Raw genomic sequence first — 23,785 nt, 5'->3', positions numbered from 1 at the left:
AAATAGAGCTTATGCTCTATTTTCTGAATTAACCTCATGGTTTTTATGGAGTTAGTTTCACTGAATCAATGATGAGACGTATAACCCACACCTCCAACATATTGATAATAAATAGGTGTTACTGTGTACTCTCAACCATTGTTCCGACGTCATCGCATCGCCATCGCTTGCTTATTGGCTGGTCTTTCTCATACCACTTACGCGCAAGCCGCCTGTGACATTCAAGACTTACAACAAACTCGTGATCTGCCTGCGCAAATTGCGGCTGCCGATCAGTCTTGTTATAGCTCTTGGTTTTATGCGCCAGCGGCGACGTTAGAAACGGTGTACAGCGAAGCCACCTTGTCGCACTTACAAACAGTGCTGGATGCAGAAATTACGCGTTACACTGGCGAGGCAGAACAAGCCCAACGCTTGGAAAACTATGGTGAATTCATCCGCGCGGCTTATTACGTACGCTATAACGCAGAAAGTGAGCCTTACTCTCAAGCATTGAGCCAGCGCTTTGCTCAATCGATCAATCGCTTCTTGCTTCACCCACATGCCTTCGATCAAGGCCGTGAGCAAGTAGCAGCAATGAAAAGCCTCTCTCTGATGGTCGACAATATTAAGCAACTGCCTTTGACCATGGATGCCATGATGTCTGCACTTCGCTTATTCAACCAAGAGACAGCGAAGAACACTCAATGGGTAGACGGTCTCAATAATCTGTTCCGCTCTATGTCCGGCCATGTCGGTAATGCGGAGTTTTATCGCTACTTAGCTGCCAATACTCAGCATATTGATACGTTGCATCAATTCGCGATCGAGAATGAGTGGGCACTAAACACTGACGCTGCATTTTTGGTTTATAACGCACTGCGCGAGACAGGACGTTTGCTCGTAAGCCCAGATGCCGTCACCAAACAGAAAGCATTAAGAGTGATGGAACAAACCCTTGTCCGTTACCCTTTAGGCAGTCAGCACGACAAAATTTGGCTCGCCGCAGTTGATATGATGCGCTACTACGCGCCAGAGGCTTTGCAAGCACAAGGAATTGACTTTGAGGTAGCAAAACAAGAATTAGCAGCACGCATTTTGCCGAATCGCTATGAGTGCCAAGGTCCGGCAATCATCCGCTCACAAGATCTCTCCGATCGACAAGCGGCTCGAGCTTGTGATGTCCTCAATGCAAAAGAAGAGGATTTCCACCAAGTGGTGAACAGCGGTTACGTGCCGGTCGCCGATGACAACAATGAGCGCGTTGAGGTTGCGGTGTTTGCCAACAACGACAGCTACGTCAATTACTCTGCTTTCTTGTTTAACAACACCACGGATAATGGTGGGCAATATTTGGAAGGCAACCCTGCTGAAGCCAATAACCAAGCTCGTTTTGTCGCTTATCGTTATGCCAATGGTGATGATCTTTCAATTCTGAACTTAGAGCATGAGTACACACACTATTTAGATGCACGTTTCAACCAATACGGTACTTTTAGCGACAACTTGGCTCATGGGCATATTGTTTGGTGGCTAGAAGGGTTTGCCGAGTACATGCATTACAAGCAAGGCTATCAAGCCGCGATTGAGCTTATTCCACAAGGCAAAATGAGCCTTTCTGACGTGATGGCCACCACCTACTCGCACGATTCCAACCGTATTTATCGTTGGGGCTACTTAGCGGTGCGCTTTATGATGGAAAAACACCCTCAAGACGTCGAAAGCTTGTTGGTACTGTCTCGCACAGGGCAATTTGCACAATGGGCGCAAACAGTGAAAAACTTAGGTGAACAATACAACGCCGAGTTTGCAGTCTGGCTTGATACACTCAAAGCCGAAACGCCAGAGAACCCAGATCCTTCAGAGCCAGAAACTAAACCTGAAGAGGCAGTGACAGCACTTACAGCCAACCAATCTGTAACACTCTCAGGACAAGCTTATAGTGAGCATTTGTTCTATATCGATGTACCAGAACACAGCCGTGAATTTCAGGTCACGATATCGGGAGATGGCGACGCCGATCTTTACATGAGTCACCAAAAAGTAGCTCATTACTATGATTACCAAGTGACGGAGTTCATTGACGGCAGCAATGAAGCTATTTCATTCAAGCCAGAACAAGATGGTTACATCAAACCGGGACGCTACTACTTAAGCATAGCGGGACGAAGCGCATATTCTGCCGTCACATTGAGCTCTCATCTGGTTACAGAGCAGCCAAGCGTTCAACCAGAACGTAAAGATGATCTCACGCCAGTTGTGTTGGAATCTGGCCAACCGCAAACCCTTTCAGTACATCAACAACGCTATGTCGCGATGTACGTACCAGAAGGTGCCACTGAGGTACAAGTATGGATAACCGCTTCAGCGCAGAACCGTGGCAATATCGACCTGTTTGCAGCCAAAGAGTATTGGCCGACTCGTGAGCAATATGAGCACGCTTCGACTTATGAAGGAAGCAACGAATACCTGAGTATTCCGGTAACTCAAGCGGGTTATGTGCACTTTTATTTAAATGCGCAAAACCTTGGTGACACAATCGAAATGGTCGCTTATTTCAACTGATGCGATACCCTGATTGCCCTCATTGAGGGCAATCAGGCTTCTACCGTCATATCTCGTTCCATTCGGTAGTGAGTGCGGAAAGCCACTACTTTTTTATAAAGTGTTTCATACCGTGCATTCGTCAGTTCCTCTTCACTCATCAGTTGGTGAATGGTGCGATCACAACGTTTCAATAACTGATCCATTTCGGCTTCACTCAGACTCTTTGGCCAATATCGCGACAGAATCGTCACCACCTTCATGCACACGGTGCGCAGTGTCGGGCATTTATCCAAAATCTCCATGTAAATCTCAAGCAGTGAGTCGATTGTCTGCTGTTTATTACACAGTGCATGGTAGCGTTTCTCTAACCATTGCAGTTTGTCTTCATTTGCCTGTTTGAGTGCTTTACCTAACGCAATTTGGCTTTCCAATAGAATTCCAGCTTCTTCATTTAAGAGCGCTTCGTTACACCAACTGATGCATTTCGCGAACTCAGAATCAAACCCCATAACGTTGAGCAGCCAAGTGAAGTGGTAACGATCTTCAAACAACTCAAACGGTTTCGCTCGGTAGATCTTGTTTAAGATCTCCACCGAAACCCCAAACTCGCCCTCTTCCATCGCAAGATGAGCCGCCACCAGCTCTAACTGCGGTAACAACTCTTCATGTTGGCCTTTGTCGTACACCCCTTTAAGGATGGACTTGGCTTCTCGCAACCAAAGCTCACGTTGAGGTGGCTCGGCTTGTCGCGCGGCATACAGCAAAGTACGAATAAAATTGAGGTGCATCTGATGGTTGTTGCGATGAGTTTCTTTGTTGATCTCCACATACAACCGATAACGCTCAAGTGCGGAAGCATTGTCTCCAACAGAAAGACACAAGTTAGCCAGCACCCATTCTCGTTCTGAATGCCCCGGTACAATCTGGTTGGCAATTTGCAGATGGTGAATCGCTTCCGGAATCGAGTTGTTGCTTAAGCTAATGCTTGCCGCTTCTACCCGTGCTCGAACATTGTTAGGCGCACTCGCCAGCAAGTCCTGAATCACTTGCGTTGCTTCAACTTGGCGCCCTGTCTGTTTTAACGCGTTGGCAAGACCGATCTTTGCCCAGTCGAAATCTTTATGCTCTAACGTTTCTAGGTAAACTTCTCGCGCATGGTCAAAACGACGCAACTTCGTTAAAAAATCACCACGGAATTTCTGGATCACAAAATAATAATCCGCGTGGAAAGGTTCAAGCTCATCACACAAGCTCAAACCTAACTCTGCATCACCATCCCGCTCGGCTAGATATAGCGCCTTTAACGCATGTTTGCGTGATATCGCGTTGGTTAATCGCTCTTGTAAGGTCAGAATATTGAATGGCTTGAGTATGTATTCGTCCGGTTTAAGCTCCAAAATAGAATGCACTACATAAGAGGAGTTTTCACCCGTCACCAAGACGAATACGGCTTCTTGCTTGATGAGTTTGTAGTGTTTCAGCTCTTCAAAAACTTGCTTACCATTCAAGCCTTTGCCGAAATTGTAGTCACAAATAAAAATATCAAACTTCTGACGACTGGCCATAAACACGGCCGCTCGCGGGCTTTTACTGCAAGTGACATTCGGCTCTGCAAAACCCAGCTTGAGCAACATGCTGCGCAAGCTCGCGATCACGATTGGAGCATCGTCAATAATTAAAACTTTCAGTTCAGAAAAAGAAGGAATCGCCATGTCTCTGAGTTCTATTTCAATGTGATAAAACGCACCAGTTCCATGGCCGATTTAATCCCTAATTTATTCATAATCCGAGCTTTATAGGTGCTCACCGTTTTCTGGTTGATATCAAGCTGTTGGGCGATTTGTTTGTTGGTTAACCCTTCCATCAGCATGTTTGCCACTATCAATTCTCGCTCAGAAAGTTGTGCCAGTTCACTTTGCTGCATCACACACGATGCCTGCGCACTGTACTGCTCGGCTTGCGTCAAAATCCGGTTCGCAGTTTCCGATAAGGTATTGGCTTTCCAAACGACTGAATGACACTCTTGAGAGTGCAAACTAGGAACTAACCCATCCTGCAACACAATCACCAAACCTTGATAATACGGGGCAAGCAAATCGCGGAAGGCGTCTACACTCATGCCCGATAAGAAACGGCTTTCCACCACCACTAAATTGATCGGCAAATCGCGCAGCTTACGCAACGTTTGTTCAATGTCTTGAGCAACAAAGACTTTGCTGACCTTATTTTCCTTTTGCATCAGCTTTTGTAATGCGTTGGCACTCAGCACTTGGCTATCCGCCATTAAAATTTGCCAGCCATCGTCTGCGCTTTGGCAATCAAGGCACTGACGCCGATTCTTGGTATACAACTCACTTAACTGAACGATCGGCATCGGTTTTGCCGCGTAATATCCCTGACAGGTATCCACTCCGAGATTGCGCAAGTATTGCCAGGTTTCTTCGTTTTCCACACCTTCAACAACGCAATGCAATCCCAAAGATTGCGCCAACAGCAGACACATATTGGTCAATTGCTGATGCTTGTAGTTGGTCGCCAGATCGTGCACAAAGCTGCGATCGATCTTCATCTCGGTGAACGGCAATTTGGCAAGTTGGCCTAGTGACGCGTACCCCGTACCAAAATCATCAATCGACAACCCAACGCCATACATACGTAAACGTGCAAGATTAGCCAGCGAAGTCGTGGTGCCGTTATAAACCTCGTGTTCAGTCATCTCTAAGGTCAACTTACTGGCGGCAAATCCATGCTTGTCACAAATCGCCAGAATCGGATCACAAATTGATTGCTGCAAGTTACATTGACTGATGTTCACGGAAAGCTGTAAATCGGCATCAATACTGGCCAGTGCGGAAACGGCTTTTTCCAGTACGGTTAGAAAAAGTTTCTCATGCAGGCCACATTGCTCAATCAAAGGCAGGAATACAGCGGGACTTAACATACCGTAAGTGGGGTGTTCATAACGCACCAACGCCTCTACCCCAACGATGGCTCCGCTACGAAAATCAAACTGCGGCTGATAGTAGTTAAAAATATGATCGTGAATGAAAGCTTGCTCAACCTCTTCACAGGTCAGCACAATGGGTTGCTTGAACGAGATCTCTGGTCGAGCTTGCTCTTGAAAGCGCTCGATAACCCGCTGTAACTCTTCCATCTGATAAGGCTTGGATAAGCTATCGACGAACGGAAACCCCGCCAAGCTACACATATTGCGAGTCAGCTCGAGAATGGCATCATCCACCGCACTGAGAATAATTACCCCAAGCTTGGGGAAATGTTCTCCCAATTGGGATAACAGACTGATCCCATCCATTTGGGGCATTCGGATATCGCAGAAGATGAGGTCAATCCCCACTTTGTTACACAGTTCTAAAGCGGCAAACCCATTCTCAGCCAAGATGACCTCATCCAGCCCCAAGTGCCTGAGCTTGAGCTTCAGGCTGGTGGCTTGAATTCGATCATCTTCGACAATCAATATTTTCATAATATTATTCACTCTCATGTTCGCTCAGCCAATGCCGAGCCTGCTCAACCACTACGTGTAATCCATTGATGAGTGCTTGTTTGTTTTCGACCGATTTTTGCGGATCTTCCGGTAATTCCACCGCTTTTGCTAAAGCCGCCAATTCGGTCAGATTCAGGGCGCCTGCCGCACCTTTTATGCGATGGCCGATCGCTTTATCGTCCGCATCTGGCTGATTTAATAACTCGATATCGTGGCTAAATGAATCTAGCACCACTTGTGCCATTTCCGCTCTTTCATCGGTATGATAATCATCAAGCCATGAATAAGATTCTTGGGTATCCGAAGTACAGACCGGCAGATAACGACTTAACACACGGTGCAGTAAAGCCAAGCTGTAAGGCTTGTAAATCACTCTGTCCATACCGCACTGTTTTGCCTTCTCCGCTGCAATGCGCGAATCTTCCGCCGTACATCCGAGTACAGGTTTTTCGGCAAATGTCGCCAATCCTTTAACTTGGCGAGTTAGCTCAAAACCATCCATCTTCGGCATGTGGCAATCCGTAATCACCAAATCAAACTGTTCTGGCGATGCCATCAGTTGATTCAAAGCTTCTTGGCCATCACACACTATGGTGGATTGCACCCCAAGCTCATTCAGTTGCTTGCGGATCAACAGTCGGTTAATCGGATCATCATCGGCAACCAATGCATGCCCAACCAATTTGGTCATCACTTTTGGGGCGGGTGTTTTGGTATGTTGAGCTTGTAGGTCGTTTAAACGTTTAAATAAGGCATCGGGATAAATATTCTTTTCGATACACTCCATCATGCCCGGAGCCTCAAGCACAACCACACCTAATGCTTCTGCCCAACCTTTCAACGGCGAAGTCTTTGCCAGCGGTAATTCACACCCTTGAAATTGTGTTAGGGCTTCCCCCACCACAGGTAAAGACACACGCACAGTTGTGCCTTGATCGATTTCACTCTCCACATGGATATGACCGCCCATCAATTCAACGAGATTTGCGACAATCGACATGCCTAGCCCAGTGCCACCAAAGCGACGAGTGATTGAACTGTCGGCTTGCACAAAAGGTTGGAAAATCGAAGCGATTTGCGGCTCAGTCATCCCGCAGCCTGTATCGGTCACCTCAAAGGTGAAATGTTGCTCACTCTGTTCAACGCAAATCCGAATTGAACCTTTTTCAGTAAATTTCAGCGCATTGGAGAGTAAGTTGGTGATGATTTGATTGAGTCGTAAAGCATCCACCTGAACAAGCAATCGAGCGTCAGGTTGCCAATTCACAATAAAGTCTAGCCCTTGCAAATCCGCGGTTGCCTCAAAACTGCGCAACAGCGGGCACAGTTCATCCGCTAAATGGTAGCTTGCCACATCTAGCTGTAACTGCTGTGCTTCAATTTTGGAGAAATCCAAAATATCGTTCACATGCATTTTTAGCCGTTCTGCAGACGTAATCGCGTTGGTCAGTAAAAGCTGGCTCTCGTTAGATTTGATGCGAGAAGCGAGAATCTCCATTAGCCCCAACATCGCCGCAATCGGGGTTCTCAACTCATGACTCACGACTGCTAAGAAATGATTGCGCGCCTCAACCGCTTGCAATGCTTGCGCCGTGGATTGACGCAACGCGCTTTCCGTTTCCTTGAGTTCAGTGATGTCATTAAACAGAGTTAAATAATATTGGCGGCGGTTGATCGGGTGAGCAATACCCCGACGAATAACATGGTAATAATGCTCGCCAATCGCACATGGCCGTGCCGGAATTTGGATCACCACCGAATACTCACTTGTGGATGAATCCGGTAATTGTAGAAAAGAGCAGTCCGGCAGATTATTTAAGCAATCATTGGCATGACACGCACCCATAGCATCACGATAAGCGGCATTGGTTAATACCACATCACCTTCATCGTCCGAGATATAAATCATGCTTGGGATGGCATCGAGCAATTCCGTAAGCCATTGAATTTGTTCCGTCGAAAGCTGAGCAACGTGTTGAGTATTTTTTAATAATCCGCGTAGCCGTGTTACCCACAGGGTAAATAACAAACCTAAGGCCAACAGAATACAAACGGCAATAAGAGCATAAATAATGACTTGCTCTTTGTCATAGCCATATTTCACTGTGACTTTATTGTAGCTCGACTTAATTTCTTCAATTTCTTGTGGAGTAAAAGTCGCCAGCACTTTATGCAGCATATTTTGCAATACAGAAGAGCTTTTACGAACCACCATGGTGACATCTACATTCACGTCATGGGTCTTAGAAAGGTCAGTCAGCTTAAACACGTTCGACTCACCATTAATCAACCATTGGTTAATCAATGACTTGTTCACCAACGCATGGGTTACACTCCCCGTTTTCAGAGCCTGCATCAGCTCATCAACACTACGAAAAACGGGGGCATATTTAATTTTCTCTTGAGAATATAGGTACTGATAGAAGTTGCCTGTTCTATCTAGAATCGCCAATTTCTCGGTTGAATAAGGTAATAGTGTTTCTATATGGCCAAATGAAAGGTAGTCATACACACCAACCGAGAGAAAATCGCGCGAGTCAATATTTGACATGTTATAGGCAGGAATAACATCGACTTCGCCATTGCGTAGCATCTCTTCAACATTGCGCCCATTGGCAGGAACAAATTCAAATTTAAGAATACTTCTTAAACTGATACGTTCTAAAAGATCGTGCACGTAGCCTTTATACTTTTTCTCTTTGTCATCCCAATAGGAAAGAGGAAAAGTATCATCATGCAGTGTGTATTTCACCGCTGTATTATGATTTTCATCTCTTAAGAGTTTCAGGTTTTCTTGATCATTAAGAAAATATACATCCAATGAATTTAATTTATTTTGAGTCAAACCTAACTTATCGGCTTTAATAACTTTATTGACGGCACTTAGCAAAAGGGGCTCATCAGTATTTATTAATACTCGGTTAACTTGAGTACCCAATTTTTCATCAAAAATAACCTGACCACTTGAAATACGATTTTTACTCAGAAAGGCATTCAGTGATACGTAATTGGTGATGGTTGCATCGGCAACACCTTGGCGAATCATTTCTACCGAGCTGCTGTAATTTCTGGCCATAAGAATATTCTTATAACCACGCTCCATGATTAATTCGCAATAAGAAGTTCCTTGAATACATACCCATTTGAGATTTTCAAAAGGTTGTTCTGCCAATTCTTTATCACGCAGCCAAATAACACGCACATTTTCATATAAAGGTTCGGAGAATAAAAACTCCCCTTCACGCTGTTGTGTTTTACCAAAGCCTATCGCCAGATCAGCTTGACCGTATTTGACCCCATCAAGCAAAGCTTCAATCGTGTCATAGCCTTGGTAGCGAATTCCCACTTCCAATTCCGCAGCAATGCCCGAAGCAAAATCGTGCTCAATGCCCATAGGCTGACCATCAAGCCCTCCCCAATACGGCATCCATACCTCTTTCAATACCGCTATGGTTAGCTCTGATTTTTGACGCAAGTAGCTTTTCTCCGTGGCATCCAAATATTGAGCAGCCTGGGCAGAATAAGAAAAAAATAACAGTAATGCGGAAACAAATAGGCGCAATAACAAGATATTAACTCGTGATATGGATTCCAATATTGCGGAAATAATAATCTACTTATGTAGAAACAATCAATCAAAACCCAATGAAATGAAAATATAGTTCAAATTAAAAACAACTCAACAACAAAATAAGGAAATTTCCTACACTAAAATATTCACAAGGAAATCAATCATTGAAAAACAATTCATCTGGCATATTTTCATTATTACTAAAATAACAAATTGACCTATTCTTGACATTCATGACAAAAAACAACATTGCTTATTTAATAATGCCGACATTATAATTCGCGCCGTTCAAATCATGAACACAGTGTGTAATTACAGCATCTCGTTAGGCGAGGCTCCTGTACAAACATAGGCCACTGATCTCACGACATCCAGAGATGCCCAAGATCAGGACAGTTTTCATCGGATTAAGGTGTTAACCCAAGTGGCTTTCGCATTGCGAATACGTTGTACAGTGCTGAAGCTGGGACTCGGGGATGAAGCCTTTTCATACCATTTCCTTTTCGCTCGTCCAATTACTGCTGTTTTCTTGCATCAAAGTTCAATCAATTCAGGTCTGTCCTGAGTCACATGAGGTATATGTGATGAATGTAATGAAAACAACTCACTCTTTTGTTGCCACTGCGCAACTCAAACAACTGAATGAATTTGCTCGTAAACTCGCGCACTCTTCGCATCGGGATAAGTGGGCAGAAAAGCTCTTAAAGCTCACAGAGCAAGAAATTCATTTCGTTTTGGAACATTTGACTGGTGAACAACTCACGGAGCTGATCACCCTACTGCCTGCAAACCGAGCAGGTTTATTGCTGCATGTAATGGATAAAACGGAACTCAATACGGGCTTGGCTCACGCGAATCCGCGGGTTATCGAAAAAGCACTGCGCACCTTACCGGAAGAAGCATTGCATCAAGTATTGAACAATATGTTCGATCAAAATGCACAACTTTACCGTGAGCGTTTGCGTTGGGACGAAGAAAGTGTTGCTGCACACATGCACTCACATCGGCTGCCACTTTTGGAATCACAAACCGTGGTGGAAGCCAAAGAGGTGCTCTATGAAGCTTGGGGCGATCCTCAAGCGCGCCATCGGCTGTATGTGGTTAACCAACACGGGCTCCTGCTTGGAGCGATTACTCCGAAAGCCCTGTTAATGGCACATTCGGCTCAATCATTAACCGAGCTGATTGAGCCTCAATGCCTCACTTTAGAGGCCGATCTCGATCAGGAACAGGCGGCGCGTTTGCTGCTTGAACACAATCTGTCAGTGCTGCCCGTTGTGCATCAACAGAAGCTAGTGGGTTTCTTTCATTTGGAAGAGGCCGTCAGCATCTTAGAGCAAGAAACAACGGAAGATGCGGAGATGCAAGGGGGTTCAATGCCTCTTGATGCGAGCTACTTGCAGACGTCACCGTGGCAACTGTGGAAAAAACGCATTGTTTGGCTGCTCGTACTGTTTGTCGCCGAAGCCTACACTGGCACAGTATTGCGTTCATTTGAGGAACAGTTGGAAGCGGCGATCGCCCTCGCCTTTTTCATTCCGCTACTGATTGGTACCGGCGGCAATAGTGGCACTCAAATCACCACCACCATAGTGCGTGCCATGGCAGTGGGCGAAGTCAGTTTACGTAATATTGGCACTGTCTTGCGTAAAGAACTTTCCACCAGCACGCTGGTCGCACTGGCGATGGCCATCGCTGCATGGATCCGCGCGTGGACGCTCGGGGTCGGGCCTGAAATTGGCTTGGTGGTGATGCTGACGATTCTGGCGATAGTACTATGGAGTGCGTTAGTGTCATCGGTGATCCCAATGGTGCTGCGTCGCCTGAATGTTGACCCGGCCGTAGTGTCTGCTCCATTTATCGCAACTTTGGTCGATGGAACAGGGCTGATCATCTACTTTGAAATCGCCAAGCTGATATTGCCCGAATTGGCTTAATGCTTATTAACTTGGTTTAAAAAGAAAAACCGCCAGCGTGATGTTGGCGGTTTTTAAGTCTTCCTTTCTACAGCAACCCACGAAGGGTTAGCGCAAGCGCAACAGGCTCACTCGATACAAGAGCAACGAGGCCAATAGAAACGCACAACCTAACATCTTGTTAAATGGCATTGTTTCGTCGTAAATCACCACACTCAACACCAAAGTCCATACCGGTTCTAGTAGCATCAACAATGCCGCATTGGTTGGATTTGCACTCTTTTGCCCCATGGTTTGCATTAAGTATCGCAAGCTTGTGGCGAGTAACACACTCAGAGCAAACCACTTCCAAGTCACTGGGCTGATGGTGCTTGGCCAACTTTCGGTTAACCAAGATAACGCTATGCCCAAACACCCCGCGGTGAACAACTGCAATGTGGTCAGCAACATGGGAGGAAGTTGGCTGGAGAATCGACTATTGAAGTTAAAGTGCATCGCCAAACAGCAAGAAGCGGCTAAAAACCACAATTGATTCGCGGCAAATTGCCACGTTCCATTCCATGCCAATAAGAACAAGCCAATCACCGCCACAGGCAGTGAAAGCCAGAATGCGCGTATCGGTCGCTGTCCAAAAATCGGCCACGCCAACAACGGCACAAACAGCATGGAAAGGCTCATGATAAACGCGCCTTCACCTAAGGTATCGCTGATGGAAATCGCGTGAATCCAGCAAAACAGAGAAGCCGCCAGTAGAAACCCGACCCCCATGGATTGCAAACACGCCTGACGCGATGCTTGTTTCAGTGCACCTAAACAAAATGGGAGTAAGCAAAGTGATGCCGCGATAAAACGCAAGCCAATAAAACCAAAAGGAGGAAGTTCTTGAATCGCTTGTTTTGAGAAAACCCATCCCCCTGCTGCCAGCAGGGTAGTTAAAACAAGTAACAGCTCAGCGGGAAAACGTAATGTACGCATTAATTATGTTGAACAATGTGATAGTTATGATGGCTGATTCTGCGCGAAATCCGTTCTACATACCAGTATCGATTCTTTACTCAGCATATCTTTGCTTATGTTTGTTCAAAAATAGACCAAACAATCAAACTTACTAAAAAACATAAAATTTCAGAACTTAGTTCCGGTTTTAATTTCAAATTAAAGAATAATAATCTAAGTTTTTCAAATTTTCATAGTTTGCAACGCAAGCGCAAACGCTCATTCACAGTGATTATGACCAGCATCGCAAAATGATCATAACCACTAATAGGAGTAGGATTCGCCGCATTATTATTTTTAGATAAGTGAGATTTCAGTGAAAGACTCTCAGGAAGTAACCCATTTTAGTGCTGCCCGTTCCGCTAATTGGACCCAACATGACACTTATTGGCTGCTGAGCTTATTTGGCACTGCGGTTGGTGCCGGTATTTTATTTTTGCCAATTAACATAGGTTTAGGCGGTTTTTGGCCATTGGTGCTAATGGCTGTATTAGCCTTTCCAATGACCTATCTTTCGCATCGCGGACTCGCACGCTTTGTGCTTTCATCACGCCGCCCAAATGCCGATTTTACCGATGTGGTAGAAGAACATTTCGGTCAAGGTGCTGGCCGCTTAATCTCCCTGCTCTACTTTCTGTCCATTTTTCCGATTCTGCTTATCTATGGCGTGGGGTTGACCAATACCGTTGATAGCTTTTTGGTTAATCAAGCGGAATTGATGTCACCACCACGCGCGCTGCTCTCTGGAGTTTTAGTGTTTGGGCTTATCGCGATCATGCTCAGTGGCGAAAAAATCATGCTGCGCGCATTTGCGGTGATGGTTTACCCGTTAGCGGCGATTCTGGCATTACTTTCTCTTTATTTGATCCCTTACTGGTCAATGCCTTCTTTTGATTTCCCGCAAACCGCCGATTTCTTGCACACCGTTTGGCTTGCCATTCCTGTTGTGGTGTTTTCTTTCAGCCATGCGGCCGCGATTTCAAGCTTTGCGAATATCCAACGCCGTCACTACGGTGAGCAAGCAGATCAAAAATCTGAGCAGATTTTACGCCGCACTAGCGTGGTGTTAATTCTGTTTGTGCTTCTGTTTGTTTTCTCTTGTGTGCTGGCTCTCTCGCCAGAAGCACTACAAGAAGCTAAAGCACAAAACGTTTCGGTGCTCACCTACCTTGCCAACGTGACCGATAATCCATTTATCGCCACACTGGGCCCATTGGTTGCCTTCATTGCGATCACGTCATCTTTCTTAGGCCACTTCCTTGGCGCACGAGAAAGCTTGTCTGGCCTGCTGACTAAAAACTTAGGTGTTTCCTTGCGTGGTGCAGAGCGCATTACCATTGCCTTCTTGTTTGTCACCATCTGGATTGCCGCCATTATTAACCCAAGCATCTTGGGTATGATGGAAGCACTTTCAGGCCCAGTGATTGCAATGATTCTGTTTATTATGCCGATGATTGCTGTATTCAAAGTGCCTTCGCTTCGTGTACACCAAAAACGTGTGAGCACCTTCTTTGTTTTGCTTGTCGGCCTACTCGCCGTCTCCGCTCTGCTTTACAGCCTACTCGGTTAATCCCCGTTCCAACTGGCTCCCAATTGGGAGCCAAATTCCACATTGCCGTGTTTCTGATGAATAAATCCGGTTCAGCCCATCACAGAGTTGGCCGATAATCAGTGCAAGAATCCTTTATCGCAACATACACTTAACAGATTGTCTAAGTCGGTTGGCGAGTAAAATGGCGGTGGAAACCATGACGAAATCCCTCTCAATTGCAGCTCTTCTCACTTTATTGCTGAGTGCCTGTACCCCAGATGCCCCACCTCAAGCTTTGGGCACATTAGAACGTGACCGCATTACCTTCAGTGCAACCAGCAATGAAATCATTCGTGAGCTCCCGATTGCTGAAGGTGACCCTGTCAAAATGGGCGATGTTTTAGTCAAACTCGATACCCAGATCCAATCGGCACTCCTTCATCAAGCCGTGGCGCAACAAGCGAAAGCACAAGCATCGCTCAGCAAACTCACCAACGGCGAACGGCCAGAAGATATCGCTGTCGCGCAGGCTCGTGTTTTCAAAGCTGATGCACTCTATAAAGAAGCAGAAACCACGTTGCGTCGCAAAACAGAACTGGTGGAGAAGCGTCTTATCAGTCAATCCGAGGCAGACTCTGCGCTCTCAGCACGGGATTCAGCGCGTGCTGAACTGGCTTCAGCCCGCGAAGAGTTCAGTAAATTGACGGCTGGCGCACGAGTTGAAGATATCGAACAAGCCAAAGCCGAACTTGCTGCGGCTCAAGCCAATGTGGGATTGCAACAGCAAAAGCTGAATGATTTGACCATAGTAGCCACGCGTGACGGTGTGCTTGATAGTTTGCCTTACCACCTTGGCGAACGTGTCGCCACCAACGCAGTCGTCGCTATCGTCCAAGCGGATCGCTCACCTTACGCACGTGTTTATGTACCCGAAACTCACAGAGCCGGATTTGCCGTAGGCCAAACCGTGGATGTTCACGTAGATGGTGTCGAAATCACTTATCAAGGCAAAGTTCGCTGGATTGCCAGTGAACCTTCATTCACTCCTTATTACGCACTAACCGAAAAAGAACGCTCACGCCTTATGTATCTTGCGGAAGTGGATTTACCAGAAAGCGCCATGCATCTGCCCGCAGGCTTGCCTGCACAAGTTGATTTACCGTAAGGAGCCACAATGAGCGATTACGCGATTCTCGCTGAAAATGTGGTTAAGCAATTTGGCCACTTTAAGGCAATAGAAAACATCAACCTGAAAGTAGAGCGTGGCAGCATCTACGGATTTTTAGGCCCCAATGGCTGTGGAAAATCCACCACAATTCGGGTGCTAACTGGCCTGTTGCAGCCCACAGCCGGTCAAGTGAGTGTACTCGGGCTGTCTATTCCCAAACAATCTGAACTGTTGCGTTTGAAAATTGGTTATATGACCCAGAAATTTTCCCTATATGACGATCTCACCGTACAGGAGAATTTGCAGTTTATTGGTCAGATTTTCGGTATGAACCGTAAGACGCTCCAGCAACGCACACAAGCACAACTCAAAACCTACGGGTTGGATGAACGCCGAAAGCAACGGGTTTCAGGCATGAGTGGCGGCCAAAAGCAGCGCTTGGCATTAGCTGCTGCGACAATGCACAACCCTGAACTGCTCTTTCTTGATGAGCCCACCTCCGCTGTGGATCCGGAAAACCGCCGCGAATTTTGGGAACAACTGTTTGATCTTTCTTCGCAAGGCACCACCATTCTCGTCACCACGCACTATATGGATGAAGCAGAACGCTGCCACCGCTTAGCGATTATGGAATCGGGCGAGATTCGCGCCGATGACGAGCCAGAAAAATTGATGCAGCAAATGGGCGTTAATGTTGTTGAGATCAAAGCGCCTGCGCTACGCAATTTAAAAGAACATCTGCTCGGTTTTCCGCAAGTTCGCTCCGCGGCACAGCTCGGTATTCGTTTACGCGTACTGATTTATCGTGAGGTGAATGACCCGATTCTTTGGCTACGCAGTACTTTTCCGAGCTTGGCAACCGCAGAGCTAACACTGGCGCGCCCAAGTTTGGAAGATGTGTTTGTCACGGTAACGGGTAAGGGGCGTCAATGAACAGTCTATTTCGAATTAAAGCGGTGCTGGTCAAAGAGTTTCGTCAGTTATCACGCGATCGCATCACCTTCGGTATGGTGGTGATGATCCCGCTCATACAACTGCTGCTGTTTGGTTTTGCAATCAATACCGATGTGCGCAACATTCCCATCGGCATTGTCGACCAAAGTCATTCCACCTTCGGAAGGCTCTTGGTGGAATCGGTTAAAGTCACTCAAGTCGTCACTGTAAAGCAGCAATATTTCACAGTTGGTGAAGCGGAAAAAGCGATTGAAAGTGGCGACATTCGTGCAGCTTTGATATTGCCTAAAGATCTTGTTTTACGCACACAACAACAGCGTGAACTCGGACAATGGTTAATTGATGGTTCAGATACCATGATCGCCGGTGCGCTGTCGGGGCTGAAAAATATGGCACTCACCGATTTTACTGTGCTTAATGCTCAACCTATTACCCCTACGTTTGAAATTACGTTGCTCTACAACCCAAGCCGCCGGTCTGCGGTCAACATTGTTCCCGGTCTGCTTGGGGTTATCTTGACCATGACCATGATCCTATTTACCAGTGCTGCGATTGTGCGCGAACGGGAACGTGGCAATTTAGAACTGTTGATCACGACACCAGTGCATTCAATCGAGTTGATGATAGGCAAAATCGTACCTTACATTTTTGTCGGGCTGATCCAAGTCGCCATCATCCTCGGCTTAGGTCATTTCATTTTTGCCGTCCCCATTAATGGCGCGCTCAGTCAGATCTTGTTTGGCACTTTACTCTTCATTTCTGCCAGCTTAACCCTAGGTTTGGTTATCTCAACCATCGCCAATACCCAATTACAAGCAATGCAGATGACGGTGTTTATTCTGCTCCCTTCCATTTTGCTTTCTGGCTTTATGTTTCCTTATGAAGGAATGCCTGTCGTGGCGCAGTGGATTTCCGAAGTACTGCCAGCCACTCACTTTATGCGTTTGATTCGTGGAATTGTCTTACGCGGGGCAGACTTAGGCGATTTATGGCGCGATACGTTCTGGTTAGCCCTGTTTACTCTGTTTGGATTGCTCGTTGCTTCAATGCGCTTTAAAAAATCTCTCGATTAGCACTCAACTGGGGCAAACACATCCATAGCACAGAGCAATATGAAGGAGATAGAAAAATAAAGCGCGAGAATGGGATTAGAAAATGTACGGCAAATGACCATTGACGATAGTGTGACTGAGTTCTAACTTTTTAACTCAGTCGCTCGAAAATTGGAGGTTTGCCAATGAAACGTAACAGTAAGAGTTATCGTCTGAAATTGATTAAAGAAGCCGCAACCCGCAAACAACAAGTGGAAAGCTGCAATGACCCGATGGCTCGTTATATTTATGAAATGATGTCCCAAGTAAAAGATCCTAAATCCAACGAGCCGCGCAAATTTGCGGGTAACCACTTTGATGATCAAGTAGGAGGTTGGGTCAGTGATTTATGGACTGATTAGCCCGCTTAAAACAGATCTTGCTGAGCGTCAGTTGCTGCGTTTCCACTCTCGCTCAGATTTTCCGTTTTGCCTTGACCACGCGCCTCCGCCTGTTTACGACGATATCGTTGTCGGCACAGTTTGATCACATGCAGTTTCTGAGCCGGTGTCATACTCAGCCAGTTAAAACGTTCTTCACGCTTACGCAGGCAACCTGTGCAATAGCCTTTCTCATCGACACTGCATACCCCAATGCAGGGGCTGACAATATTGAAAAACTCCAGTTGCTCCATAGGGAAATCACATCCTTTTTACTGACTTCTCGGTGGTTTGTAAGGCGACTAGGTTCAAAGTTTCATATAAACCATGACCTTAAACTGACAAAAACAGTGTTTTATTCACTATACTGTGCGGGTTTCCACATTAGGAGTGAATATTATGAAGCTTAGTTCAAAATCATTACTTGCCGCAATTACCCTACCTGTATTGATGACCGCTTGTGCAAGCAATGGTGATGATGTGCAAATTACTGCTCAAGATCTTCAACACCACAATTGGCAGCTAACGCAAATTGATGGCAAAGATGTGGTGAAAGGCGAACACAATGAAGCACCACGTTTAGAAATTGGTGAGCAAATGATGGCCAGCGGTAACGCAGGTTGTAACAACTTCTTTGGTAAAGCTGAACTCAAAGATAACCAATTCCGCATTGAAAAAATGGGCATGACCATGAAAATGTGTATTGGTGATGTGATGGATACAGAGCAAGCCGTGTCACAAACCTTGACCGACTGGAGCAACATCACTCTCACTAAAGATACATTGACTCTGAAAAACGATGTACACACGTTGACTTATACTCTGCGTGACTGGGTAAAATAACCCTCTCTGTTTCGTAGTTCATGTCTAACGGCAGCTAATTTAGCTGCCGTTTTTGTTTATCAATTCTATAGATAAGGGCAAAGCAAACCGAGCATTTTGCTTTTTTTCCTTCATAATGAAAGACAAGCATCGTTTATCCGGTCTAGAGACACAATAAAGTCAAATTATTAAGGACAATCCATGAAAAAATTGCTGACTTTCCTCTCTGCGTGCGCCCTTTCATTTACCGTTTCTGCGCAGTCATGGGAAGAGATCACTGAAAAAGCCCGCGGACAAACCGTTTATTTTCATGCTTGGGGTGGCAGCCAAGAGATTAACAGCTATTTACGTTGGTCTGCTGATCTACTCAAATCTCGTTACGGAGTCACGCTACAGCATGTAAAAGTGACAGACATTGCGGAAACTACGACTCGTTTAATCGCCGAGAAAGCGGCAGGAAAAAATGATCACGGCAGCGTCGACTTAGTCTGGATCAACGGTGAAAATTTTAAATCGATGAAAAGTAATGGCTTACTCTACGGGCCATTTGTTGAAAACTTACCGAACTGGCAAATTGTCGATACAAGTCTGCCTGTAGATAGCGATTTTTCTGAGCCAACCGAAGGTTTGGAAGCACCTTGGGGCGTCGGGCAGTTAGTCTTCATCCATGATAAGCAGTTGTTGAATAACCCACCGACTTCGTTTGCTGAACTGCTGAGTTACGCTAAAGCGTTTCCAAATCGAATCAGTTACCCTCAGCCTCCTGAATTTCATGGCACTAGCTTCTTAAAAGCAGCCTTGATTGAGCTGACTCAATACTCACCTGCGCTCAACAAAGCTGTTGATCCAACAACGTTTGATCAAATCACTCAACCACTGTGGCAATATTTGGATGAACTGCATACCGTGGCTTGGCGTAAAGGCAAACAGTTCCCATCGGGTTCTTCACAAATGATGCAGTTGCTTGATGATGGACAGCTGGATCTCGCCATCACCTTCAACCCCAATGCAGTATTTTCAGCCCAAGCGACAGGTAAATTAGCTCCAACTGCACAAAGCTATGCAATGAAAAATGGTGCTTTAACCAACATCCACTTCTTAGCCATTCCATGGAATGCCAACGCCAAAGAAGGTGCCTTGGTTGCCATTAACTTCCTACTCAGTGGTGAAGCGCAATCACGCAAGGGTGATTTATCAATTTGGGGTGACCCTTCTGTCCTTAAAACACAAAACCTAACTGGCAGCGCAAAAAACACCATGCTGTTTCCTGCTATCGCGGAACCTCATCCAAGCTGGCAGGGTGCATTGGAAGCTGAGTGGCAAAAACGTTACGGCAACAGCCTAAAATAACGGTTGTTAATGATGCTTAGGTTTGCCTATTGGAGTTTAATCCTGCTGTGTATTGCACCAATCTTACCCGGATTGGTTGGCGTGCTGATATCCGCCTTAGGTTATCTGCCCGCACTTGGGCATCATCAACCCTCTTGGCTCGGCTTTAGCCAAGTATGGCAGTGGCAAGGTGTGGAATATGCCTTGCTGCTTTCCGTTAGTTCCACTCTCATTAGTACTTATCTGGCACTTCTGATCAGCTTTGCTATTTTGCAACGCTTTTGGTTTCACCCTCGTTGGAAACGCATCGAAAACAGCTTATCCATGCTGATTGCGCTGCCTCATGTGGCCTTTGCGATTGGTTTTGCTTTTCTTTTCTCTTCGACAGGATGGCTCGCCCGCTTACTCCACAGTCTGTTTGAGTATCGAGATCCCTCCCAAGATGCCGCTTGGTTAGTGCATGACCCGTATGCCATTGGCCTAACCTTGGGACTAGCATTCAAAGAAGTGCCTTTTATTCTGCTGATCAGTTTGCCTATCTTGCAGCAGTTTAATTTGCCGAAGATGCAGATGCTCAGTGCTTCTTTAGGTTACTCAGAGCAGCAGATGTGGTGGAAAATCATCTTCCCGCAATGGCTACGTAAAATCCGTTTTACTCTGTTTGCAGTGGCGGCCTATGCAATTTCTGTCGTTGATTTCAGCTTGGTGCTTGGGCCAACCACGCCACCTACGTTTTCTGTATTGGTATGGCAGTGGTTTAATGAACCCGACCTGAGTTTATTGCCAAGAGCTGCCTCCGGCGCTGTAGTTTTATTGCTGTTAGCCAGCATTATTTTATTGGTCATTCGCATTTTTGAATGGCTCATTACCCAAGGTTGCCGGAATTGGCAGTCTTCAGGACGCCATTCCCCGCCTCTGCCCCATAAAACGTTGCTCGGCCTTTTGTTCGTTATTTCTGTATCGATCATTCCGCTGACCCTAGTGTGGAGTGTGACTCAGCGTTGGCGTTTTCCCGACCTTTTTCCTAGTCAATGGACAGTGCAGTTTTGGGGGGATGAATGGCCAAATGTGTTGGTAAATATTGAAACCAGTGTGCTGCTTGCCCTTTGCTCTGGCACTTTAGCCCTGCTGTTTGCGGTTATTGCTCAAGAATATCGCTTGCAAACTAAGCGAGCGATTCCCGTCTACTTCATCGCTTTGCCTATGTTACTGCCGCAACTTTCTTTGCTGTTTGGTATTCAAGTTTTGACCTTGATGATTGCATCACAAGCCTATGCGTTATGGGTTGTTTGGGCGCACACTTTTTTTGCGTTTCCTTTAGTCTATCTCGCACTTAGTGGCCCTTGGCAAAGCTACAACCCTAACTACTCTAAAGTGGCACGCAGTTTAGGCAAAAACGAATGGCAGATTTTCTGGAGAGTAAAACTCCCTTTATTATTTCCTGCCCTGCTGTATGCGTGGGCGGTGGGGATCAGTGTCAGTCTTGCGCAATATCTTCCAACCTTAATGTTGGGCAGTGGCCGTTTAACCACCATCACGACTGAGGCGGTCGCTCTTTCCAGCGGTTATGATCGTCGTGTCACTGCGATTTACGCCATCTGCCAAGCTATATTGCCTTTTGTATTCTTTTCGTTTGCCCTTTTACTCGGACGTGTGCAAGTACACCGCTATCGAGTAGCCCAATTTAAAGTGGTATTTCATGGTCTTTTCTCTCGAAAACCTCGTCATCCGTAGACAAGACGATAGCTGCCTGCTGGCAGATTTTAACCTGACCATCGCTGAGGGTGAGATTGTCAGCTTGATGGGCCCAAGTGGTTGTGGAAAATCAACCCTACTCAGTGTTATTGCAGGTCATTTGGCAACGGATTTTACCTACCAAGGCTCCATTCAGCTCGGGGATAGCGTGCTTAACACAGTGCCAGCTCATCAGCGCCAAGTCGGTATGCTGTTTCAGGATGATTTACTCTTTCCACACCTGAATGTGTGGGAGAATCTCGCCTTCGCCCTTCCTAATCGAGTTAAAGGTGAGCAACGTAAGCAGAACGCACTTGCAGCCCTGAAGAAAATCGCGCTTTTAGACCTAGCTTGCTCGTTCCCCGAACAAATTTCTGGTGGGCAAAGAGCGCGGATTAGCTTGATGCGTATGCTGCTCGCCGAACCCAAACTGGTTTTGCTTGATGAACCCTTCAGTAAATTAGATAAAGCTCTGCGCAGCCAATTTCGTGATTGGGTTTTCAACCAGCTCACAAGCGCGGGCATACCGACTTTAATGGTGACTCATGATCATGATGATGTTCCAGCCGGTAGCCGAGTGATCGAATGGCCAAGTGAGGTGAACAATGCTTGATCGATACGCGATTAAGGCAATCCGTTGGCCTATCTCTCAGGCAGCAAACGTGTTGGACAACGCAGGAATTAGGGCAAATCAAGTGACTTTGTTCGGTTTCCTGTTTGGGGTTTTAGCATTGCCCGCTCTCGCGATGGAGCAATATTTACTCGCACTGACATTGATAACAGTGAATCGAATTTGTGATGGATTAGATGGCGCACTCGCACGTCGTCAAGGGCTTACAGATTCAGGCGGATTTCTCGATATCAGCCTCGATTTTCTGTTTTATTCCTTGGTGCCGTTTGGCTTCGTACTTGCCAACCCAGAAAGCAACGCGGTTGCGGGAGCATTTCTCATTTTTGCTTTCATTGGCACTGGCAGCAGTTTTCTCGCCTTCGCAGTCATGGCAAGCAAGCGCAGTATTGCCAACCCGGTATATCACCACAAATCTTTGTACTACATGAGTGGCCTGACTGAAGGTACTGAAACCATTGGATGCTTTGTGCTGATGTGTTTACTGCCCAATTACTTTTCAACAATCGCTTGGGTATTTGGTGCAGCCTGCTGGTTTACTACGGCGACACGTATCTATTACGGTTTTCAAACGCTGCATCAAGCCGAGCAGAGTGAAGTAAGCCAACAATAAGTACACTGCACACTTTCCCTCATCCCTTGATGAATTGGTGATGAGGGGATTTCCTTTAGGCTCACCCTACCCGATTTGCTATTAAGAACGGATGTTAACCACAGGCCAAGGTAAATCCCATGGTGTAAGCCAACTGTCGATTCCTTGGCTCACCACTTCTTCCTGCCATTTTGTGCCCAACTGCGGGAACTGGCGCGGATCACACAACCACTGATAAAGCGTATCTTGATAGGAGAAACGCAAAGCGAAAGCATGCAGATAACCGCGATCGGACTCATCAGCCGCATTGTAGATAGGATCGCCCACGATTGCCGATCCAATCGATTTTAGTGCCACCCGAATTTGGTGAGTTTTTCCAGTGTGTGGTTTACACAAAAACAGACGCTCACCCGGTGCTGCAGTCGTTGAGATAAACTGAGTCACCGCCGGATTATGTTGTGAATTCACCAATTTCCATGATGAACGGCGTGAACGTTCCATATCACCACAGACCAAACCCTGTTTTTTCTTTGGCTTTTTACTGCCAATCGCGAGATAGAATTTCTCTACCGTACGCTTAGCAAAACCTTGTGATAGCTCACTCGCCGCCGCCGCATTGCGTGCCAACAATAATATGCCCGAAGTCATCTTATCTAAGCGATGGACTAAATAGAGCTGGCTATCACCACTTTGTGCTGCGACTTCTTGTAACAGCATCGTATCACCATCATCTTTGTGTACTGACACATTAGGATGTTTGTTGATAAGCAGGAAATCAGGATGGGTAAACAGAATATCAAACATAAATACGCCTCACTTTGCGGCGTGATTATACTCAAAACCCTCTACGCCTAAAGAAAAAGCGGCTCGAAAGCCGCTTTTATATAGAAAGTTCGTTATCTGTGGTTTCGATTAGGCGAAAAACACCATCAACATCAGTACTGGGCAAACTAGGCGTACATACCAAGGCCAAATTTTCCAGAACAGGCTGTTTTCCACTTCTGGGCAACCTTGTTTCAGCTCCGATAGGATCTGGTTACGA

The 23,785-nt window shown here is 46.1% G+C and carries 18 protein-coding genes and 1 riboswitch; of the genes, 12 read left to right on the top strand and 6 right to left on the bottom strand.

The genetic code is table 11. The features are described from left to right. The first annotated feature begins 123 nt into the window (after positions 1 to 123). The gene (locus D908_RS07765; RefSeq protein ID WP_005525088.1) at positions 124 to 2,544 is read left to right on the top strand and encodes a M9 family metallopeptidase; all 2,421 of its coding nucleotides are present in this window, start codon (positions 124 to 126) and stop codon (positions 2,542 to 2,544) included. A gap of 32 nt (positions 2,545 to 2,576) precedes the next feature. Here the strand turns inward: D908_RS07765 and D908_RS07770 are convergent, their stop codons facing one another. Genes D908_RS07770 through D908_RS07780 form a run of 3 tightly spaced genes read right to left on the bottom strand, consistent with a single transcriptional unit; the run spans position 2,577 to position 9,599 of the window. Further along, positions 2,577 to 4,238, bottom strand: coding sequence for a response regulator (locus D908_RS07770; protein ID WP_005525086.1), 1,662 nt, complete (start codon positions 4,236 to 4,238; stop codon positions 2,577 to 2,579). Positions 4,239 to 4,249: 11 nt separating this feature from the next. Further along, positions 4,250 to 6,001 carry an EAL domain-containing protein gene (locus D908_RS07775; RefSeq protein ID WP_032467630.1) on the bottom strand — a complete coding sequence of 584 codons (1,752 nt, stop codon included), beginning with the start codon at positions 5,999 to 6,001 and terminating at the stop codon, positions 4,250 to 4,252. Positions 6,002 to 6,014: 13 nt separating this feature from the next. Further along, positions 6,015 to 9,599, bottom strand: coding sequence for an ATP-binding protein (locus tag D908_RS07780; protein ID WP_005525082.1), 3,585 nt, complete (start codon positions 9,597 to 9,599; stop codon positions 6,015 to 6,017). Between the two features lie 317 nt (positions 9,600 to 9,916). After that, positions 9,917 to 10,085, top strand: a riboswitch (M-box (ykoK) riboswitch). A 101-nt stretch (positions 10,086 to 10,186) separates the two neighbouring features. Here D908_RS07780 and mgtE point away from each other — a divergent pair. Then, a complete protein-coding gene (gene mgtE / locus D908_RS07785) occupies positions 10,187 to 11,539 on the top strand; it encodes a magnesium transporter (RefSeq protein WP_005525081.1) in 1,353 nt (450 codons plus the stop codon). Between the two features lie 87 nt (positions 11,540 to 11,626). Here the strand turns inward: mgtE and D908_RS07790 are convergent, their stop codons facing one another. Further along, the gene (locus D908_RS07790) at positions 11,627 to 12,493 is read right to left on the bottom strand and encodes a DMT family transporter (protein WP_001259711.1); all 867 of its coding nucleotides are present in this window, start codon (positions 12,491 to 12,493) and stop codon (positions 11,627 to 11,629) included. A gap of 337 nt (positions 12,494 to 12,830) precedes the next feature. Here D908_RS07790 and D908_RS07795 point away from each other — a divergent pair, with 337 nt between their 5' ends. The 5 genes from D908_RS07795 (at position 12,831) to D908_RS07815 (ending at position 17,620) form a co-directional block, all read left to right on the top strand. Beyond that, positions 12,831 to 14,084, top strand: coding sequence for an aromatic amino acid transport family protein (locus D908_RS07795; protein WP_000655338.1), 1,254 nt, complete (start codon positions 12,831 to 12,833; stop codon positions 14,082 to 14,084). A 178-nt stretch (positions 14,085 to 14,262) separates the two neighbouring features. Beyond that, complete coding sequence (locus D908_RS07800; RefSeq protein WP_032467628.1) at positions 14,263 to 15,210, top strand: HlyD family secretion protein; 948 nt, start codon at positions 14,263 to 14,265, stop codon at positions 15,208 to 15,210. A gap of 9 nt (positions 15,211 to 15,219) precedes the next feature. Beyond that, positions 15,220 to 16,146: an ABC transporter ATP-binding protein gene (locus tag D908_RS07805; protein WP_005525077.1), complete on the top strand. Its 927-nt coding sequence runs from the start codon at positions 15,220 to 15,222 to the stop codon at positions 16,144 to 16,146. Continuing rightward, a complete protein-coding gene (locus D908_RS07810; protein WP_005525075.1) occupies positions 16,143 to 17,240 on the top strand; it encodes an ABC transporter permease in 1,098 nt (365 codons plus the stop codon). The genes D908_RS07805 and D908_RS07810 overlap by 4 nt, the downstream gene beginning before the upstream one ends. Before the next feature lie 164 nt (positions 17,241 to 17,404). Beyond that, positions 17,405 to 17,620: a hypothetical protein gene (locus tag D908_RS07815; protein WP_000828211.1), complete on the top strand. Its 216-nt coding sequence runs from the start codon at positions 17,405 to 17,407 to the stop codon at positions 17,618 to 17,620. A gap of 5 nt (positions 17,621 to 17,625) precedes the next feature. Here D908_RS07815 and D908_RS07820 read toward each other — a convergent pair whose 3' ends face one another. After that, complete coding sequence (locus D908_RS07820) at positions 17,626 to 17,892, bottom strand: DUF1289 domain-containing protein (RefSeq protein WP_005525071.1); 267 nt, start codon at positions 17,890 to 17,892, stop codon at positions 17,626 to 17,628. Between the two features lie 145 nt (positions 17,893 to 18,037). Here D908_RS07820 and D908_RS07825 point away from each other — a divergent pair, with 145 nt between their 5' ends. The 5 genes from D908_RS07825 (at position 18,038) to D908_RS07845 (ending at position 22,764) form a co-directional block, all read left to right on the top strand. Then, complete coding sequence (locus D908_RS07825) at positions 18,038 to 18,481, top strand: META domain-containing protein (RefSeq protein WP_000778138.1); 444 nt, start codon at positions 18,038 to 18,040, stop codon at positions 18,479 to 18,481. Positions 18,482 to 18,661: 180 nt separating this feature from the next. After that, a complete protein-coding gene (locus D908_RS07830) occupies positions 18,662 to 19,810 on the top strand; it encodes an ABC transporter substrate-binding protein (protein ID WP_000735566.1) in 1,149 nt (382 codons plus the stop codon). Between the two features lie 12 nt (positions 19,811 to 19,822). Further along, positions 19,823 to 21,523 (top strand): ABC transporter permease, encoded by a 1,701-nt coding sequence (locus D908_RS07835; RefSeq protein WP_005525069.1) that lies wholly within the window; start codon positions 19,823 to 19,825, stop codon positions 21,521 to 21,523. Beyond that, the gene (locus tag D908_RS07840) at positions 21,489 to 22,136 is read left to right on the top strand and encodes an ATP-binding cassette domain-containing protein (RefSeq protein WP_005525068.1); all 648 of its coding nucleotides are present in this window, start codon (positions 21,489 to 21,491) and stop codon (positions 22,134 to 22,136) included. Before D908_RS07835 ends, D908_RS07840 begins: the two co-directional genes overlap by 35 nt. After that, on the top strand, positions 22,129 to 22,764 hold the full coding sequence (locus D908_RS07845; RefSeq protein ID WP_005525067.1) for a CDP-alcohol phosphatidyltransferase family protein: 636 nt from the start codon (positions 22,129 to 22,131) through the stop codon (positions 22,762 to 22,764). The genes D908_RS07840 and D908_RS07845 overlap by 8 nt, the downstream gene beginning before the upstream one ends. Positions 22,765 to 22,845: 81 nt before the next feature. Here D908_RS07845 and D908_RS07850 read toward each other — a convergent pair whose 3' ends face one another. Next, positions 22,846 to 23,547 (bottom strand): TIGR01621 family pseudouridine synthase, encoded by a 702-nt coding sequence (locus D908_RS07850; RefSeq protein WP_005525066.1) that lies wholly within the window; start codon positions 23,545 to 23,547, stop codon positions 22,846 to 22,848. Positions 23,548 to 23,785 lie beyond the last annotated feature (238 nt).

The organism is Vibrio mimicus CAIM 602 (assembly GCF_000338875.1).
GTDB classification, from domain to species: domain Bacteria; phylum Pseudomonadota; class Gammaproteobacteria; order Enterobacterales; family Vibrionaceae; genus Vibrio; species Vibrio mimicus.
The sequence above is the reverse complement of the archived record's forward strand: the minus strand, read 5'-3'. Positions and strand labels throughout refer to the sequence as shown.

Bases quoted from the DNA above. Each gene is read 5' to 3' on its own strand.
- D908_RS07845 (WP_005525067.1), top strand. From the start codon at position 22,129: ATGCTTGATCGATACGCGATTAAGGCAATCCGTTGGCCTATCTCTCAG.
- D908_RS07820 (WP_005525071.1), bottom strand. From the start codon at position 17,892: ATGGAGCAACTGGAGTTTTTCAATATTGTCAGCCCCTGCATTGGGGTA.
- D908_RS07815 (WP_000828211.1), top strand. From the start codon at position 17,405: ATGAAACGTAACAGTAAGAGTTATCGTCTGAAATTGATTAAAGAAGCC.
- D908_RS07830 (WP_000735566.1), top strand. From the start codon at position 18,662: ATGAAAAAATTGCTGACTTTCCTCTCTGCGTGCGCCCTTTCATTTACC.
- D908_RS07810 (WP_005525075.1), top strand. From the start codon at position 16,143: ATGAACAGTCTATTTCGAATTAAAGCGGTGCTGGTCAAAGAGTTTCGT.
- D908_RS07840 (WP_005525068.1), top strand. From the start codon at position 21,489: ATGGTCTTTTCTCTCGAAAACCTCGTCATCCGTAGACAAGACGATAGC.
- D908_RS07805 (WP_005525077.1), top strand. From the start codon at position 15,220: ATGAGCGATTACGCGATTCTCGCTGAAAATGTGGTTAAGCAATTTGGC.
- D908_RS07800 (WP_032467628.1), top strand. From the start codon at position 14,263: ATGACGAAATCCCTCTCAATTGCAGCTCTTCTCACTTTATTGCTGAGT.
- D908_RS07850 (WP_005525066.1), bottom strand. From the start codon at position 23,547: ATGTTTGATATTCTGTTTACCCATCCTGATTTCCTGCTTATCAACAAA.
- D908_RS07825 (WP_000778138.1), top strand. From the start codon at position 18,038: ATGAAGCTTAGTTCAAAATCATTACTTGCCGCAATTACCCTACCTGTA.
- D908_RS07835 (WP_005525069.1), top strand. From the start codon at position 19,823: ATGCTTAGGTTTGCCTATTGGAGTTTAATCCTGCTGTGTATTGCACCA.
- mgtE (WP_005525081.1), top strand. From the start codon at position 10,187: ATGAATGTAATGAAAACAACTCACTCTTTTGTTGCCACTGCGCAACTC.
- D908_RS07770 (WP_005525086.1), bottom strand. From the start codon at position 4,238: ATGGCGATTCCTTCTTTTTCTGAACTGAAAGTTTTAATTATTGACGAT.
- D908_RS07790 (WP_001259711.1), bottom strand. From the start codon at position 12,493: ATGCGTACATTACGTTTTCCCGCTGAGCTGTTACTTGTTTTAACTACC.